The following is a 20,009-nucleotide window of genomic DNA, read 5'->3' as shown; positions in this document are numbered from 1 at the left end:
ATTGCGCCATTTTTATTTTATGTTAGGTTTCCTACTTAATGGTTTGTTCCCTTAGTTATTAATATATGTATTTTAAATGATGTGTTAACTGTCCTGAATATGATTATAACGGTCATGGATAGTGGTTTGGTTAATAACTGAACCATATGAATTTTTTATTGTTGTAGTTGCTATCGCTTACCATGAATGTATGTAGAGGTGAGTGCTGTAAGCTAGTTGAATGTTGAGGTACCCTGTTCCTGTTTCCCCTTGCCACCATTGTATTTACCGCGACAACCAGGATCTCTATGATGAAATGCTACTCTGCTATTTACTGCTGTCTTTTTTTGCTTGCCCTTTTATTAACTGCCCAAAAAGGAAATGCGCAGTCCTGTACCGGCTCTCTTGGCGATCCTATCTTTAAGGAAACTTTTGGAGATGCAGGTACTACGGTGAAGCCTACACTCGGTCCTCCATTAGCTCCAGGTATTACTACTTATACCTACTATAGTCCGCAAACGGTGAATCGACCTGTGGGGCCGTATCCTGGCCAGTATACCATCAGTAACACTACCAGAGGGTATAACAATACATATTTTGTGGATCGACCGGATCATACAACCGGTACTGGTACTGGATTTTGTATGGTGGTGGATGCGAATGCCACTCCGGATAAATTCTATGAACGTACCATCACCGGACTTTGTGCCGGTACTACCTTTGAGTTTTCCGCCTGGATCATGAATATCAACCCGCAGGGAGGCGTATCGCAACCTAGTCTGCGTTTCGATATCGTAGACGCCAATAATCCCAATGGCGCTCCTATTATCTCCGTTTCCACAGGTAATGTGCCTTATCAGTCGCCGGGCACCTGGGTGCGGCAAGCAGGCGTATTCCAGATGCCTAGTACTACCAGTTCTGTTATATTACGCATCTTCAGTAATACCCCCAGTAGCAATGGTAATGACCTAGCACTGGATGATATTGCCTTTGCCGCTTGCGGTCCTCCTATCACGTTTACACAAGGAGCAGGTACCATCTGTTACGGTGGTACAGGCACTTTAAATGTGCAGTTGCCTGTTGGTAGTTACTCTAATTATTACTTCCAGTTGCAGAACCGTTTACTTGGAACCACCGATTGGACCAATGTGGGCGGCGTAGTGAATAATGGCGCTAGTAACACCAGAACCTTTACTATCCCCAATGCCCAAGGAGGATATGAATATCGTGTACTCGCTGCCGGTGGTACGGCCGAAATCAATAGTGCTAATTGCCGGGTCACTTCCAGTCCCGTAGAACTGAAAGTAATTGATTTTGTTTCCAGTATTGCTGGTACAACACCTATCTGTTACAATACCTCCACCAATCTCACAGCTAATATCTCCCCGAATGGTACCGGTAACCCCACTACCGGATTCTCTTACTTGTGGGAATCCAGCCCGAATGGAACCAGTAACTGGACCACTGTTACCGGGCAAACCGGCGCCACTATGAATACCGGTGCACTCACGAGCAATATGTATTATCGTGTAACCGCTACCGTATCTGGATGTAGTGGTAGAGGCGTATCACAAGTATTTCCAGTTACGGTATATCCGCAGATTACCGCTTCGGTGCCTGCACAACCTTCTTTATGTGCCGGTACGGCCACTTATCGCCAACCTTATGCTATTACTACCGGAACAGCCAATCGCTATACAGTTACCAGTACAGATATGCCAGGCTTTTCCACCATTACCAATGGGGTGCTGGGCAGTTCTCCGCTGAATGTGGTTATTCCGGGCAATTTGGCCCCAGGCACCTATCACCTGAATTTTACTTTTAGTAATAGTACCACTGGCTGTACTTCTCCTGTATATCCCCAAACGGTAGTAATTGTAGCACCGCCCACGATACCCAATGCAGGCAACGATACGACGATCTGTAACAGCACTACCATGAACCTGGCGGGCAACACGCCTACTTCTGGTACCGGTACTTGGACGCAGGAGTCTGGGCCCACGAATGTCGTTTTCAGTGATGTACATAATCCCGGTACACAGATTTCCGGCTTAGCGCCAGGCACTTACCGTTTCCTGTGGACCATTGGCAATAGTGTTTGTCCTGCTGCTTCCAAAGAGGTGGTGGTGACGGTGCAAGCGCCTCCTACTACAGCCAATGCGGGGCCAGACCAGGTACAATATAATACCGGTGTATTCGTCCTACAGGGGAATACACCTACGGTGGGCACGGGCGTCTGGACGGTGATCAGTGGCAATGCTACTTTGGCGAATCCTGCGAATCCTAGTACCAATGCAACCATCGCACCAAATACTTCCGCTACACTGGTGTGGACGGTGAGTAATGGGGTATGTCCGCCGAGTAGAGATACCGCGGTGATTCAATATATCAGTGCTGCTGATATCCAGATTTTCAAAACCATTCCAGAGAATGGACCTTACATCGCGGGGCAAGACTTTATATACCGCATCGTTGCGATCAATGCAGGCCCGAGTAACGCCACTGCTGTACATATCACAGATCCTCTACCGGCCTCTTTTATTGCATCTAATGTAGCCGTTACCGTTACAGGCGCTACGAATTTGATTAGCAATAACTCCACCCTGACGAATATAGACGTAACAGCAGATATTCCTACCGGCGGTGCTACGGTGACAATAGTTGTTACCGGTAAGCTGTCGTCTGCCTTAAACGGCAATATCACCAATACAGCAACTGCTGTGTCTCCGAATGTACCCGACTCCAATGGGGCCACTAGTACTATAACGGTACCGGTTATACGTAGACCTTATATCAATACGGTGAAACAAGCACCTGCTATGGCTGTTGCCGGCGGCCTAATACAGTTTAGCCTGGTATCAAATAATACCGGTTTGGGTGATGCGGTGAATACAGTGATAACAGATGCTATTTCCTCCAAGGTAACCGCCGTCAATTGGACAGCCGCTGCTACCGGAAAAGCGACGATTGTCAGTGGTGCAACGGGCAGTGGAAATAATTTGAGTATAACTGCCAGTATGCCTGCGGGAGACACGGGCAAAATATATATCAGTATCTCCGGCACCGTAGCGGCGGGGGCTACAGGGAATATACTCAATCAAGCTTCCGCTTTGCCTGCTGAGCCAGCATCTACTCCATTACCTTCCAATACCACTACTACCGTTATCAGTAGTACGCCAGGCTTGGTGATCCTGAAAACCCACCTGGACCAGATTATCCTGACAGCAGGATTGCCAGTGGATTATACCGTTCTGCTGACGAATAATGGCCCTAGTAATGCCCTAGGTACAGTGATCACGGATAATATTCCGGCCGCGGTACTCAATCCCACCTGGACAACAGAAGTGCAGGGCGCAGCGGCGGTTACCAGTGGCGCTACTGGTGCTGGCAATAACCTCAGCGTGACAGCGAATATACCAGCAGGAGCATCCAATGCCGTGATTGTACACATAAAAGGTACTATCAGTCCAGATTTCAGCGGGGTATTAACGAATATGGCTACCGCCACTCCGGCAGAACCTAATGTGCCGCCAGTATCTTCTACTGATCAGGCGACGGTCAATCCTGTAGTGAACTTTACGGCGGTGAAGAATGGCCCGGCTACAGCCGCAGCAGGTAGTACAATTACTTATACCGTAGATGTGACCAATGAAGGGCCTTCCAATTCTAAACATACTATTATCAGCGACCTGGTATCACCCTCATTGTTTAATGTGAGCTGGACAGCTAGTGTAACCAGTGGCACAGGTACCATTAATAGTGGCGCTACTGGCACTGGCAATAGCGTATCCCTGGATGCGAATATAAATGCCGGCGCTACTGTTCGGGTGCTGATAACAGGAACGATACAACCACAGTTACTGGTACCTATTCATAACACCGCCACTGTAACGCCATCAGAGCCTAATAGCACAACGGTGACAAGTAATGAAGTGATTACTACTATAAATGCACAGGCTACGCTGCATATAACTAAAATGTCTGTCGATACGGCGAGTGCTGGTGGAAGTATTGTATATGGCTTGATCGTTACGAATAGTGGCCCGAGCAATGCACGTGGACTCACCATCACAGATATCGTACCTCCGCAGGTTCAAAATGTTACCTGGACTGCCGTTGCCAACGGCAATGCTACGTTGTTATCCGGCGCTTCCGGCTCCGGCAATTCCGTTACTGTAACTGCTGATCTTGGCGCAGGTAGTAGTAATAATATATCCATTGCCGTTAGTGGTACTATTGCTTCTAATTTCGCTGGGAACCTCACCAACAATGCGCAGGTGAAACCATCCGAACCTGGAAGCACCGGCGATACAGCCACCAAAACAACGGTGGTCAACCGTTTACCTAAACTGAGCATTACCAAAAGTTCGGTGGATAGAATCGTCGCAGGGGATAGTCTGACCTATACCATTACTGTCAACAATATCGGGCAGGCAGATGCCTTGGGAACAGTGATTACAGATACCGTTCCTGCTAGTTTGCAGGGCTCCTACTGGACCAGCACCGCTACCGGTAGTGCAGCTATTCTGAGTGGTGGTTCCGGCACAGGAAGAATAGTTAAGATCACAGCCAATATTCCAGCCGGTGCTACCAATGGTGTGGTGGTAACCATTAAAGCCAAGACAGATCCCGGAGTGGATACTACGCTTATCAATAACGCTACCGCCACGCCTGCAGAAGCAGTACCACCGGTATCTGCTTCCAAAACAGTGCGGGTGCGAAAAATTCCAGTAGTAAGTATCTCTAAATCTGGTCCTACACAATTGGATGCAGGAGAACAAATCGTGTATACTTTATTGGTGACCAATACGGGTTTCTCGAATGCCAATAACCTGCTGATCAGTGATGCGATTCCTGTACAGGTGCAGCATGCAACCTGGCAGGCAACCGCCAATGGTAGCGCGCAAGTACTGAATAATGGTACTGGTGCGGGTAATAACCTCGGTATTACGGTGAATATTCCTGCGGGTCAGGGTAATAGTGTCTCTGTGGTTATAACAGGTAAAGTAGATCCTAGTTTCTCCGGCTCCTTCACGAATGGGGCTACAGCCATCCCATCGGAAACCGGAGCATTACCTGCCAATTCCAACCAGGTGACTACCACCATCACTCAACGACCTAATCTTAGCCTACTGAAGGCCGGACCTGTAACTATCAATGCCGGCGAGGTGGTAACCTATACCATTACAGCTACCAATATGGGGCCTTCTGATGCCACCAATACTACTATTACGGATGCGGTATCTAGTGTACTGACCAACGTCAACTGGACGGCTACAACCAATGGCAATGCCACTATCACTTCCGGTGCATCCGGAACAGGCAATAATGTTAATCTGGTAGGTAGTATCAAGGCTGGCTCCGGCAATAGTATTGCCATCACCATCACAGGTACTGTTCCTGCTGCAACGGCGCCCACCAGCTTCCAGAATTGGGCTATTGCTACGCCTTCAGAACCAGGTATACCAGCGATTAATTCAGATACGGTAACGACTACACTGGTGCGCAAACCAGGTCTTATGATTACAAAAGCTGCTCCTGCCAAAGTATATGCTGGTGACAAGATTTTGTATGGCATGCGTATCCTGAACGTGGGCCCATCTGACGCAATAGGGGCCAGCATCCTGGATACGATTCCAGGAACGGCGGTAGTAAGCCAGTGGGGAGCCATCGCAGGAGGTACCGCACAAATTAATTCCGGCGCCATCGGCACAGGAAATATTATTAACATCAATGCAAACATTCCTGCCGGGGAAAGCAATTATATTCTTGTGGTGGCAGAGGCAAAAGTGCAATCTGATTTCACCGGACAGATTGTAAATACCGCCAGGGTAGTTCCTGCCGAACCTGGCGCCACAACAGGCGTGTCTACCATTACTACAACGGTAACGCCTTATGCTGTGCTGGAAATTAGAAAAGCAGGACCAGCCAATATTGTAGCGGGAAGCAATATCACCTATACCGTGGAAGTCTTGAATCACGGCCCAAGTAGTACACGAGGGGTGAGCATTACCGATAATATCCCTACAGGCATCATCAATGCAACATGGACGGCTACGGCCACTGGTGGCGCAACGATTACATCTGGTAATACCGGTACCGGTAACATCGCTTTAGTGGCGGATATACCGGATTCTCTTCCAGCAAAAATTACCATTGTTGTGAATGGGAAAGTAGATCCTGCATTTACAGGAAGTACTATTGTCAATACAGCAAAAGCGCTGAATCCAGCAGGAATCCTGCCAATAGGAGATAGTACATCTGTTACCACTACTGTCAGCAGGCAGGCTGATTTACAAATTGTCAAAACCGGCCCGGCCAATCAGTCGGCAGGCGAACCTGTGCAGTATACGCTCCGCATCACCAATCTGGGCCCTTCTAATGCCACAGGGGTGTATATTACGGATCTCATACCATCTGGGATTTTATCGGCTACTTGGACCGCCACCGCCACTGGCAACGTGGCAAACATGAACCCGACAACCGGCATCGGTAATGTGGATCTCACTGCGGATATCCCAGCCAATGGAAGTGCTGTTACAGTGGTAATAAATGGTATTACTTCTCCTGCGCTCCTCAATGGTATGACGATTAGCAATACTGCTAATGTCTCCTTCCAGCCAGGAGTGCCTATTACAGATCCAGTGTTGTCTAATAATTCCAGCACCGTTTCTGCTAATGTTGATAATGATCCAATTATTAGAATTGCTAAATCCGGCCCGGCTACCGCCAATGTAGGCGATACGATTACCTACCAAGTAGTGGTTATCAATGGCGGCGCTGGAAATATTACCGGTGCGCTTATCACGGATAATGTACCGAGTGATATCGTCGTATATAGTTGGACCGCCACCGCTACGGGTACAGCCGCCATTACCGGCGCTCTTTCAGGGACTACCAATACTGTTACCACCACCGGTAATATTCCTGTGGGAGCAAGCAATTCCCTGGTAGTGACCATTAAAGGGGTAGTGAGTAATACAGTGGCCGCACAGGTAACAAATACTGCAACGGTAGTAGCTGGCGCCAATAAACAAAGTTCTGTTACTACCACGATCAATAATAATGCGGATGTAAGCATCATCAAGAGTGGCCCTGCTAGCGCGATTGCCGGTAATGGTATTACTTATACCCTCACGGTAGCCAACCGTGGTCCACGTGATGCAAATACCATCGAGATCCAGGATGTAATTCCTGCTGCCATTACTGACGTCACCTGGTCGGCGGTAGCCACCGGCAACGCCACTATCATGGGTAGTGCGCGAGTAGACAGCAGTGGCAATACGATTGATATGCCTGCTAGCATTGCTGCGGGTGCATCCAATTATATCACCTTTACGATTACTGGTACTATTGCAGGCGGTACGACAGCCAACGCGATTGTGAATACTGCCAACGTACTGGTAACAGGCGTTACAGATATTAACCCATCTAATAATACCAGTTCCGTCACCACCATGATTGGAAAACGATATGGGGTAACGATTCACAAAGGAGGTCCAGTTGCGGCGGTAGCAGGAAACAGCATCACCTATTCCATCGTGGTAGGTAATGATGGGCCAAGCGATGTAACCGGACTGAATATATCAGATATCATTCCGCCGGTTATTCAAAATCCTTCCTGGTCAGTATTGCTACAAGGCGCTGCTGCTGTTACCGGTCCGTTTAGTGGCAATGGAAATGTAAATACCACCGCCAATATTCCAGCAGGCCGTGATAACCTGGTGGTTATTGGCGTAACAGGAACCATTGATCCGTCAGCATCTGGAAATATTACAAACATAGCAGCGGCAACAGATACCAGCGTATCCGTGAGGGATACAGTAGTTACACAGATCACCCGCAACACGCAGTTGGATGTACGAAAAACTGGACCATCCAAAGTAACTGCTGGTGTAAGTATGACTTACACGATTCGTGTAACCAACAATGGCCCAAGTAACGCAAGAGGAGTCATCATAACAGATACGATAGATAGTCGCCTCACCAATATCAGTTGGCAAGTGACGGGAGGAAATGGGGCTGTTGTAAATAGCGGTGCTACTGGTACTTCTCCGCAGATCTCAGTGAATGCAGACATACCTGCTGGAGGTGGCGCTTATGTCATGATCCTGGTAACGGGAACAGTAGCGCCTTCGGCTACAGGCACAATTATCAACACCGCCACGGCCACTCCGGCAGACAATAATAATGTCCCTGCTGTGAGTCCTCCAGTTACTACGCTCATTGTTAGCAAACCGCTGTTGGATATCCGTAAGAGTGGTCCATCCTATAATGCTGCCGGCGCGCCGGTCAACTACTTGCTCATGATCACCAACAACGGTGCGAGCAATGCCACAGGGGCGCTTATACAGGATGTAATCCCTACAAGCATTACACAGGTTACTTGGAAAGCCAGCAGCAGCAATGGTAGTACGATTGTTACGGATAGTAGTGGCACTAGCAATAATGTTCAGTTGAAAGCAAATATTCCGCCGCAAGGAAATATACTCGTGAATATAATGGGTGTAATAGATCCTGCTTATGTCGGTACTATTACCAATACCGCGATCGTACAACCTGCGGAACTAGGTGTACTTGCTGATACCAGCACCATCCAAACAGTGGTAACGCAAACGCCTGGTGTAGAAATCCTGAAAATGGGCCCATCACAATTACAATCTGGTCAGCCTATCACGTATACGATTACGGCACTGAATGCAGGTCCAAGTAATGCTACCAATGCCGTGATCCGGGATATTGTACCAGCGGCTATTCAGCAAGTGACCTGGTCTGCTACGGCGCAAGGCGCTGCCAGCATTGTTGGGGCTAGCACTGGTACCGGCAATACTGTACAGTTGACAGCGAATATCCCGCCAGGTGCCAGCAATAGTATTACAGTTATTATCAATGGTAACACCAGTTCTTCCTTCAGGGATACGCTCCGTAATATGGCGACCATCACACCATCAGAAACCGGTGTGCCAGATTCCTCTACAGTGGTGCAAACAATTGTAAGAGGCTTACCGGTATTAACTATCAGTAAAACAGGACCGTCTAAGGCATCCGCCGGAGATAGCCTGACTTATAATATCAAAGTGCAGAATACAAGTCTGAGTGATGCTGTTAACTTCCAGGTTTCAGATGCGGTGCCTGCGGCCATTACTAATGTAACATGGACTGCCACAGCCAGCGGTAAAGCGAGTATCACCAGCGCTACTTCTGGAACAGGCAATGCTGTCAGCCTGACTGGCAATCTGCCGACAGGCGCAGGCAATATCATAAATATTGCAGTGAAAGGTATCATAGCACCTACTGTTGATACAGGCAGTAATATTACGAATACGGCCATCGTGACGCCTGCCGAAATCGGTACTACCCCGCAATCTTCCAGTATATCTACCCATGTTTTGGGTAATTCGGGCACTAACCAGGTGCAATTGAATATCACCAAAACTGGCCCTGCTACCCTGGTGAGAGGCAAGCAGGCTACCTATGTGATCAATGTGGTGAATACGGGTGCAAAAACAGCCAGCAATGTCATCATCACAGACGCTGTACCAAGCGTCCTGACCAATGTAACCTGGACTACCACTACGAAACATACTGCGAGTGTATCCCAGGGTACTACAGGTAGTGGTAATGCCGTAAATGTGATAGCTACTATCCCAGGTGTAGATACCAGCAGTATACAAATTGTGGTCACAGGAACGGTAAGACAAGATGCTCCCGCAGGTACTGTTACCAATGTGGCAAATCTAACATTGAATGGCGCGCAGCAACCTTCCAATACGGTACAGAGTATAATTGGCAGCCAGGCGGATCTTTCCATACAGAAAACCGGCAGTGAGCAGGTATATGTGGGTCAGACCATCACCTACGATTTGCTGGTAGTGAATATGGGCCCATCATCTGCTGATGGCGCGAAAGTACAAGATGTACTGCCAACAGGTCTGCTGCAACCGGTGATCAATATCTTGTCCACTTCCAACGGGGCAGCGAATATAGTACCGTCCATCGTAAATGGTACTGCTACTATTGCGATCAATACTTTCCCGGTACAAGGTGCTGTGACATTACGCATTACAGGAACCGCCAGCGCACCAGGTACACTCCGTAACACTGCCACTGTGAATACCCCTGCGGGTTTGACGGATCCAGACAGTTCCAATAATACCAGCAATACAATTGTTACTACTGTGTTGGCGAAAGCGCAATTGGATGTGAATAAATCTGTCAATCCTGGTCCTTACAAACCAGGTCAGCAGATCACTTATTCTCTGTCTGTAACCAACCATGGACAAGCGGGTGTAAACCCAGTTGTAGTAACGGATTCATTGCCACCTGCCAGTGTGCTGGGTACGCCAATATTTGGCAACCCTCCACGTGGTACAGTAAGTCTCAGTAATGGTGTGATCACCTGGAATATAGGATTACTGAATGCGGGTGAAACATTGACCTGGAGCTATACCGCAACGATTACTGGTATGGCAGTCATCAGGAATGTGGCTATTATCACTGGTCCACCGGATGTCACGATTCCGGATACTTCGGTGGTGACGATTACTAGCGCCAGGTTTGCAAACATGAAAGTAACCAAACAGTTGAATACCATTCCGCCGCTGAAAGTAGGACAGGTACTGCAATTCACAGTTACGGCCACCAACCAAGGGCCAGATACAGCTACCAATGTGATCATGACAGATCACTTGGAAAGTGAACTGGGCGTACCGTTGACATTCACGCCAAGTGTAGGCTCCGCTGTATACGATGCGGCTAGTGGAAATATCATCTGGACTATTCCTGCAATGCCGAGCGGACAATCGGCCACCCTGCAGTTTACCTTGAAGTTGGTAAATGGGGGAGACGTGGGCAATACAGCTACCGTCAGCGCTACTGAATTAGATGTGGACCTCTCTGATAATACTAGCACCATCACTAGAGTGCCTATCACCGGTGATGATATTTTCATCCCGAATGTAGTTACTCCAAATGGCGATGGTAAAAATGATTTCTGGGTGATTGAAGGGTTGCAACGCTATCCAGGATCTGCGGTATTTATTTATAACAGGTGGGGTAATCAGGTGTACCAGAACAAGAATTATGATAATAAATGGAATGGAGATGGCCTGAATGAAGGTACCTACTATTACATCCTGAAGCTGAATAGTCCAACGCAGGGAATCCGCGAATACAAAGGCTGGATAGAACTGCTACGATAAAAATTACTTATTGACATAAAAATTTTCCTATGGGATTTAATTTTAAAAAGGAATATGGATTAGTGCTGAGCATGTTGCTGGTGTTACTGTTTCCTCGCCAGGTGGTGGCCCAGCAAAATCTACAGTTTAGTCAATATGTATTTAATATGCTGTCCGTAAATCCGGCATATGCAGGGTATAAAGAAGATCTCTTTGCAAACGCCATTTACCGTAAGCAATGGGTGAGTTTCCCCGGAGGGCCGCAAACAGGCGGTGTTTCCGTAGATGGTGCCCTCACTTCCTCGCGGGATGCAAGGGTGGGCCTTGGGATGCAGATCCTATATGATAAACTAGGGCCACAGGATGCAACCTCTATCTATGGTATGTACTCCTACCGGATTCCTGTCAATGAAGACGGTGATAAAAGGCTTTGTTTGGGTATAGGCGCTGGCGTTACACAATATGCGATTGATGGATCAGCCTTAGTATACAATGACGCTAACGACCCCGCTATTCCCATGGGCCGTGCTTCTACCTGGATTCCAGATGCCCGTTTCGGGGTGTACTATTATACTCCCACCTGGTATGTTGGCGCTTCTGTGATGGACTTGTTTTCCCTTTATACGGATGCTTCCCGCTACTATTGGAAAGGCTATCAATATAAAACCATCCGCAAAACCCAGCACATGTATGTAAATGCAGGGCTTATGCTGAACCTCTCCGACAACCTGAAGTTGAAACCTTCTGTGCTCTGGAAAGAGGATTTCAAAGGCCCCTCCAATTTTGATTTCACCGCCTTACTGCTCATCGCTGATCGTTTATGGGTAGGCGGTTCCTATCGTACTGGCATCAAAATATGGAATAAATCCGCACTGAGCAACGATCTGGAACAACTGGATGCCGCCAGTGCCATGGTGCAGTTTAATGTGACACAACAACTGCGCATAGGTTATGCTTATGATCTTACGATCAATAAAATGGCTTCCTATCAAAGTGGATCTCATGAACTATCGATCGGCTACTTGTTTACAGGCAAACGAACCAGGGTAACAAGTCCCCGCTATTTCTAATGCTGCATGATGCTATAAACATTGACTATGAGAAGGATTTTAATTTTACTCTCCCTGTTTTTTATGAGCCAAATAGCCGGGGCACAGGAACAAAAAACTTTGCTGGCGCAGGCAGACATATTGTATGATAAATTCGAATACGCCCGTGCAGCATCGATGTATAAACGTATCGCAGAGAAGAAAAAAGACAAAACACCAACGGCAGTGCTGGCGAGGCTGGCAGATTGTTACAGTGCAACAGATGATTATAAAGATGCGGTGGAATGGTACGGCAAATTGCTCACCCACAGCGATGCACCGGCAGAGAGCCGATTTTACTACGCCGATGCTTTGAAAAGTTTGGGTCGTTATGAAGAAGCAAAAGCTGCCTATCAACAATATGCACAAGCTAATCCCAATGCTCCTGGCGTACAGGTGCGAATCGCAGGTTGTGATTCCGCAGTGAACTGGATGCAGCATCCACTAGATATAAGTATTCACAATGAAGCGCGGTTGAACAGTAGTCACTCTGATTGGGGGGCTACACGTTTTCCAGGAGGAGTAGTATTTATGTCTGATACCCTACTAAAAGACAGATTGAAACCAGGCAGTAGATTTAATCGTAATGATTACGGACGTACGAGAAGAGCTTTTTACAACCTCTATAGCGCGGATACCAGTAATAACGGAGCGGTGTACCTCGATGATTTTTCGCCTGCGTTGAACCATTCCCGTTACCATGTTGGCCCTATCGCATTTGATAAATCTTTCAACACAGGTTATGTAACGCTCACAGATCCGGATAAAAAGATCCCCGTCGTAAAAATGAAAAAACCATGTAAGATAACTTATGGTTATCGCCGGTTGGAACTTTATACAACCACGAAAGATGCTAATCATCAATGGACAGCGCCGCAGCCGTTCCCATACAATAAACCGGGAGAGTATTCACTGGGGCATGCGGCCTTAAGTCCGGATGATAATATCCTGTATTTCGCATCCGATATGCCAGGCGGACAAGGTGGTACAGATATTTGGTATTGTGAAAGACAAGCGGACGGCAAATGGAGTGCGCCTGTTAATTGTGGCCCATCTATCAATACCGCGGATGATGAGGAATTTCCTACCATTGGCCCTGAAGGTACTTTGTATTTCAGCAGTACTGGCTGGCCAGGCATGGGGGGATTTGATATGTTCCGAAGCACCGGTAGTAAATCGCAATGGAGTGCCCCGCAAAACCTGCGCTATCCCTATAATTCCCCAGGTGATGACTTTTACTTTACTACCTACACAGATGGCGGCGGTTATTTTGCATCCAATAGGCCAGGAGGATTTGGGGGAGACGACATCTACTCCGTCCATGAGATGCCGCTCTTATATAGGCCAGAAACCCCTGGATTAACTATTCCTTTCGTTGGAAAGGTATGCACGCCACTCCGAGGACAGTGTGTCTACCTATACAACAAACAACGCGATATGGGCTGGTGCTTCAGTGGCGATACGGATAGGAATATTCAACTGACGCTGGAAAAAGAAACCGATTATGTTATCCGCATCCATGAAAATGGAAGACGCGTGGATTCTCTCACGTTCACTACACGCGGTATGAAAGATGGGGAAACCGTCTTTAAAGATATTTGCATAGAAAAGCAACTCCATACGGGCGATAAGTTCATCCTGCAAAACCTGAACTACGATTATAACAAATGGAATATACGCCCGGATGCCGCACTGATATTGGATTCCCTGGCGAATACCCTGCGGGCGCATCCCAGTATGCGCGTGCGCTTGGTAGCGTATACGGATAGTAGGGGTAGTGCTGCCTATAACCTACAGTTATCGCGTAAGCGGGCCGCAGCAGCGGTACAATATCTCATTTCGCAAGGCATAGACAAAAGAAGGATCAGCTCAGCAGGGGGAGGAGATATGCATCTGTTGAACCACTGTAAGAAAGGGGTGAAATGCACAGATGCAGAACATGAAGTGAACCGCAGAACAGAAGTCGAGATTTTACACGAATAAACTGACATTAATTAAGCGACATACAGTGAATAACCCCTTCAGACAACTATTAGCAGAACTATGCAGACAGGCCCCTTCCGGGGCTTGTTTTTTTTATGGATGAAATTATCATGATTTTAATGCGGGCAGATATTATCTTTGGTTCTCTGGAAAGCTGAACAAATGAAAAAGAAATTACTTGCGTTGCTATTATTGGCAGCAGGATGCATGGTTGATGCCTCCGCACAGAAAAGACCGAATGTCATCTTCGTATTGACGGATGATATGGGATACAGCGATCTAAGCTGTTATGGGAATCCGCTGATTCGTACGCCATTCTTGGACAAGATAGCTACCAAAGGCGTGAAAGCTACTGGATACATGGTGTCTTCACCTACCTGTACCCCTTCTAGGGTATCCTTGATGACAGGGCGTTATCCAACCCGCTCTGGACTGAACTTTCCAATCCCTCCCGGTTATAAAATCGGGTTGCCAGATGAGGATGTCACCATTGCGGAAATGTTGAAAGGAGTAGGCTATAACACATGCATGATAGGAAAATGGCATATGGGAGACATACATCCCTATAACTTGCCCAATGCCCAAGGATTTGACCATTATTTCGGGATGCTCTATAGCCACGATTATAGACCTCCATATGTAGCTACAGATACCACTATTAAAATCTTCCGCGACCGGACGCCTGAAATCTATCGCCCGCAGGATACTTCCCTGACAGGCTTGTACACCCAGGAAGCGATTAAATACATCCGTACACAGAAGAAGGACAAGCCTTTCTTCCTGTACCTGGCGCATAATATGCCACATTTGCCAGTAGATGCCTCCGGTAAATTTAAAGGAAATTCCAAGGGTGGTCTATACGGAGATGTGATTGAAGAGATTGACGCTAATCTGGCCCTGCTTTGGGATGCCCTGGAAAAGCAAGGTTTGGCGGATAATACCATCTTTATTTTCAGCAGCGACAACGGCCCTTGGATCGATTTTCCAGACCGTATGTCCAAAGACGGGCATACTAAGCCATGGCATGTAGGTAGCCAAGGAATATTCCGTGGTCACAAAGGAGATACTTATGAAGGTGGTCATCGGGTGCCTTTCATCATCTATTGGAAAAATCATACGCCAGTAGGAAAAGAAATTCCAGATGCATTCACCAGTATGGATGTGCTGCCAACCCTCGCCAAATGGACTGGTGCGCCATTGCCAAAAGGTAGAAAAATTGACGGCGAGGCTGTAGATAGTCTGCTGACGGGTAAAATCGCGCATTATAACCATTCTCCGATTTATTATGTCAACTATGGCGTAGCGGAAGCAATTCGGGTGGGTGATTGGAAATTCCGTCGTGGTGGCGCGCAGGGCACACCGAAAGTTTCGGAGTTGTTTAATCTGAAAGAAGATGTAAGAGAAAAAAACAACTTGGCAGAGCAATATCCAGAAAAAGTGAAAGAGCTGGAAGCCTTGCTGGATAAATATGACGGGAATACCCCTAACTAAGAAAAGTTTTAAATAAATTCAACAAAAAGGTCGCATTTGCGACCTTTTTGTTGATGACTAGATAACCTAAACGACTAAACGTATTCCATAGTAAACCCTTGCCAATTAACCGTTTACTATTGCCGCTAGTGGAACACGTGTCTCCCTATAACAAAAAAAATTGCAGATTGAGTCTGTCACAAAACCAACCAGCAAATTATACATGAAACCTATCGTATTATTAGCAACAGCCCTATGTTCGTCTGTATCCCTGTTTGCACAACAAGATTATAACATCCAGGGAAAAGTACCTGCCTCATTGAACGGCGCAAAAATTTTCCTTTATGACGGGGAAGGGACACACCTGAAAGGGGCGCCAATTGACTCTACTATTGCCAGCAAAGGTGGATTTACATTTAAAGGACGTACTATCGATCCCGCTATTTTGACATTATTTTTCCGTAGCCCAGATGTTGCCAAACCTTACATCCTTGGCGCAAAATCATTGTTCGTTGGTCCAGGCGATAAGGTGAAAATAGATATGCAGGCAGACTCGGTTTACTGGAAAACCATACGGCAATCACCAGTTACTGGCAGTGAAGTCAATAAGGATTATGAAAGTCTGCGTGCACTGTTAGAACCCATTGAAACGCCTTTGGATTCTATACGTGTACTAACCACAAAACGAGCAGAAGGAGCGCCACTGGATAGCTCTCTGATAAGTCAGAGAGGTCAGTTGATTCGTAAATATATGGTGCAACAGGATGCCGTGAAAACGAAATTCATGCAAACGCATCCGAACAGCTTTGTTTCCATATACCTGTTGAGCATACAGACAGAACGTCGTATTACAGACCTGGCGCCAGCTCAGCAATTATTTAACTCATTTTCTTCGGCATTGAAAGCCTCCGAGCTAGGGAAAAAGGTAGCCGAGAATATCGCGAAATCAGCCCAATTTTTACCTGGTCAAGTAGCCCCGGATTTCTCCGCAGCTAAACCTGATGGCAGTACGATGAAACTTTCTGATCTGAGAGGTAAATATGTATTGGTCGACTTCTGGGCAAGCTGGTGTGGACCTTGCAGAGCAGAAAATCCGAATGTGGTGAAAGCTTATGAAACCTTCAAAGGAAAAGGATTTGATATCCTGGGCGTATCACTCGACAAACCCGATGCAAAAGCTAAATGGGAAGAAGCTATCGCGAAAGACGGCCTGGTATGGCATCATGTAAGTGAGCTGAAAGGATGGGAAGGAGATATTCCTAAATTGTATTTCGTCAGAAGTATCCCTACCAATTTCCTGTTGGATCCTTCAGGAAAAATTATAGACTCCAACCTGCGAGGAGAGAGACTCCAGCAAGTGTTGAAGACACTGTTAGAAAATAAATAAAGATAGGCCGCCACCGCGGCCTTTTTTTATGTCAGTGCATCGTGAAAGATAATGCCCAGCGAGTGGCGATTCCCGCTATGGACCGGGCTTACGCCATGTTTCATATTCACTTTGTAGAAGCCTTGCATACCTTTAACAGGTCGGTAATTGGTAGCGAATATGAGCATATCCCCCCGACGAGGTTGTAGTACATTGGCTTTGGATTGCGCTCTAGGTATCTGTTCTGTAATAACAAACTCGCCTCCAGTATAATCTTCCCCAGGTTCATCCAGCATGAACACCATTTGCATGGGGAAGAATATGTCTCCATATAAATCTTGATGGAGTGTATTAAATCCTTCTTTGCCATATTTCAAAATAAGCACCGTAGGCAATAGTTGGTTATTGGTAGCGCAACGAGCGCGCATTTCCGCATGCGTATCCGGAAAACGGGTATCCTGTTTCAACTGTTGCATCCAGTTGTTGGCAACCGGTAAAATTTTTTCGTATACTTGTTCCCGTAGTTGCGTGATGATATGAGGCAATGGATAACGGAAATATTTATATTCTCCTAGCCCGAACCGGTATCTAGCCATGGTAATGGTTTTGCGATACAATGCCGGGTGATCGTAATTTTGACGAAGCTCTGCACATTCGGATGCACTGAGCACTTGGGGAACGATTACATATCCCCGTTCCATGAGATTTTTTGTAATATCTTCCCAGGGCAGTTCTGCGATATTTGCTTTCATGATGTAAAGGTAGATCGCGGTGCCAGGGCAGAAAACCCGATTCTTGCGATTTGGGTATGATCCTAAATGACTATATTTGAAAAATATCTAAAATTGAATTAACCCATGCAATATTTGTTGATCCTCGCGCTGCATCTTTTCATGCCTAATGTGAATGTAAATCCTCCTACATGTAGTGATACGCTACAATTTGAACGTGTAAAATTAGATGGCGTTGGTTGTATGATGACTGGTGGCGCAGGAGATCAGTCGCTTACTGTGGCCAGCATTGATTTTGATAAAAAAGATACGATCTTGCTGACGGCTGTTATCTATCGTAATAACGCGGTGTATAAAAAATTGGAAGGCTATAGCTATGCTGATTTTTTGGATGATAATACCCTCATTGCAGTGGACCCTGATGGCCACCCGTGGAGATATCATCTCGCTACACAACAACGAGAGAAATATATCACAGATCTGCCGATTGAGAATATATCGGGGCCTGATTTGAATGTACGCAAATGGAAAGGCGCATTAGGCCTAATGGTGCGTATGGACTCAGCGGTTTTATTCCAGGGAGTGCAAGAGCAGCATGCAAAGAAAATATTACAACTGCAACAGTTGCAAGGGTTGAATAAAGATTTTAACGCCATTGTATCTTTTGATGTTTATGGAGACAAGATCCTGACTGTCCTGAAAAGCAATGATGAGGGAGAAGATAAAACCCACTTTGAAGTATGTTACTGGGATGGTAGCAAGGCTTCCTCTCTGTACCACTTCACCGCCATTGGTGATGGCGATGCGATGCCGGTAGCACGATTTGCGGGGGCAGATCAATATTTCCTCAGTTTTAATGAAATGTGGGGACGTATTCAGTTGAATAGCATCCAGGAGAAAAAAGTAGGTCCTTTGTTTTGCACAGATAGTGCCCTCGTCAAAAATATGGCTTATCAAAATGGACAACTGTACTGTGAGCTGATGACAACAATAATACCACCCACAGAACAAACGATGGCTGCATTAGTGCGAGCCACCTTTTCCAGGGTGAATATCCATAAGGTATTGAACAAATTTGATATCAAACGAAGCAAGTAGCTTCGGCTACCGGGCGCCCGTCAGTTTACTATTGACCAGGTTTTCCAGGTGTACTTTCGTTTCTGGCCATTCCTCATCGATGATACTATAGCAGGCACTGCTACGCTTGCCATCATGGCGAATGGCCACATTCCGGAATATGCCTTCGAATTTAGCGCCTAGTCGCTCAATTGCTTTTCTAGACCGAATATTTTTTTCTCCGGCGATAAATGCCACCCGTATAGTTTTCAAGTCTTCAAAGCAATAGTTTAGTAGCAGCAATTTGCACTCTTCATTGTATCCGGTACCCCAATATATGGGCAGGTACCAAGTCCAGCCTATTTCCAATGTTCTGTTGATCGGGTCTAGTTTCAAAAGCCGGGTAGTACCAATGGTTTGGCCAGTTTGTTTGTCTACAATGCTGAAAGGATATTGCGTTTGCTGCGCGCGCGCTTGAATGGCTTCCTGCAGGGCAGTACGAATATCGGATGCTGTTCCTTGGATGGGCAGGTAGGTCCAGATGCGTTCATCCAGGCTACTGGCCACAATCTGGTCTATTTCCTGTTCTACGAGGGGAACTAGCAGTATTCTTCGACTTTCCAAAATAACGGGGTGTCTTATCCAATTTCTCATAAGTTTCTAACAATAGTATTTTCAAATTATTAATAATTTCGGGCCTCTTAAGACTTATTTTTTATCTTTGTCCTTTGTGAAAAGAGTAATTGCATATATCATATTGGCAGTTTTCCTGGTAAACAATACGAACCTGGATCAGTTGCTGAAGTTGCCAACCCTGGTTATTCACTTCCAGGAGCATCATCGGCTGAATCCAGATCTGAGTATATCAGACTTCCTTTGTATGCATTACATGACCGAAGATGACAAAGATGATGATGCTGACAGGGATATGCAATTGCCCTACAAAACCGTAGATGTGCATGCGCTACAGCATATATATGTACCCCTGGCCAGAACCATAACTGTAAAACTACAGCAGGAAAGTTATGTCATCCCTGTAAAAAATCCTGTGCTGAAGGCCTGTTATCTTCCTGAACCAGCCTTATCTTCCTTATTCCGTCCTCCCCAGGCTTAAAACATTTCATAATACCATTTAGTTATTCATCTGAAACACAGA

The 20,009-nt window shown here is 46.5% G+C and carries 9 protein-coding genes; 7 read left to right on the top strand and 2 right to left on the bottom strand.

Annotated features, from left to right (window positions below; all coding sequences use genetic code 11):
• The first annotated feature begins 287 nt into the window (after positions 1-287).
• From JO154_RS08615 to JO154_RS08595, 5 genes are all read left to right on the top strand, one after another.
• Positions 288-11,180: a gliding motility-associated C-terminal domain-containing protein gene (locus JO154_RS08615; protein ID WP_291943809.1), complete on the top strand. Its 10,893-nt coding sequence runs from the start codon at positions 288-290 to the stop codon at positions 11,178-11,180.
• A 29-nt stretch (positions 11,181-11,209) separates the two neighbouring features.
• Positions 11,210-12,229, top strand: coding sequence for a type IX secretion system membrane protein PorP/SprF (locus JO154_RS08610; RefSeq protein WP_291943807.1), 1,020 nt, complete (start codon positions 11,210-11,212; stop codon positions 12,227-12,229).
• A gap of 27 nt (positions 12,230-12,256) precedes the next feature.
• Complete coding sequence (locus JO154_RS08605) at positions 12,257-14,230, top strand: OmpA family protein (protein WP_291943804.1); 1,974 nt, start codon at positions 12,257-12,259, stop codon at positions 14,228-14,230.
• A gap of 162 nt (positions 14,231-14,392) precedes the next feature.
• The gene (locus tag JO154_RS08600; protein WP_291943799.1) at positions 14,393-15,721 is read left to right on the top strand and encodes a sulfatase-like hydrolase/transferase; all 1,329 of its coding nucleotides are present in this window, start codon (positions 14,393-14,395) and stop codon (positions 15,719-15,721) included.
• A gap of 202 nt (positions 15,722-15,923) precedes the next feature.
• Positions 15,924-17,087 (top strand): TlpA disulfide reductase family protein, encoded by a 1,164-nt coding sequence (locus JO154_RS08595; protein WP_291943797.1) that lies wholly within the window; start codon positions 15,924-15,926, stop codon positions 17,085-17,087.
• Positions 17,088-17,113: 26 nt separating this feature from the next.
• Here the strand turns inward: JO154_RS08595 and JO154_RS08590 are convergent, their stop codons facing one another.
• On the bottom strand, positions 17,114-17,818 hold the full coding sequence (locus JO154_RS08590; RefSeq protein WP_291943795.1) for a 2OG-Fe(II) oxygenase: 705 nt from the start codon (positions 17,816-17,818) through the stop codon (positions 17,114-17,116).
• A 105-nt stretch (positions 17,819-17,923) separates the two neighbouring features.
• Here JO154_RS08590 and JO154_RS08585 point away from each other — a divergent pair, with 105 nt between their 5' ends.
• Positions 17,924-18,895 carry a hypothetical protein gene (locus JO154_RS08585; RefSeq protein ID WP_291943792.1) on the top strand — a complete coding sequence of 324 codons (972 nt, stop codon included), beginning with the start codon at positions 17,924-17,926 and terminating at the stop codon, positions 18,893-18,895.
• A 6-nt stretch (positions 18,896-18,901) separates the two neighbouring features.
• Here the strand turns inward: JO154_RS08585 and JO154_RS08580 are convergent, their stop codons facing one another.
• Entirely contained in the window at positions 18,902-19,507 is a 606-nt protein-coding gene (locus JO154_RS08580) for a GNAT family protein (RefSeq protein WP_291943790.1), read from the bottom strand.
• Between the two features lie 76 nt (positions 19,508-19,583).
• Between JO154_RS08580 and JO154_RS08575 the strand changes: the two genes are divergently transcribed.
• Entirely contained in the window at positions 19,584-19,967 is a 384-nt protein-coding gene (locus JO154_RS08575) for a hypothetical protein (RefSeq protein WP_291943787.1), read from the top strand.
• The last annotated feature ends 42 nt before the right edge of the window (positions 19,968-20,009 follow it).

Origin of the sequence: Chitinophaga sp. (assembly GCF_019236475.1) — a bacterium.
Classification (GTDB): Bacteria; Bacteroidota; Bacteroidia; order Chitinophagales; family Chitinophagaceae; genus Chitinophaga.
This window is presented reverse-complemented; position numbering and strand designations above follow the sequence as displayed.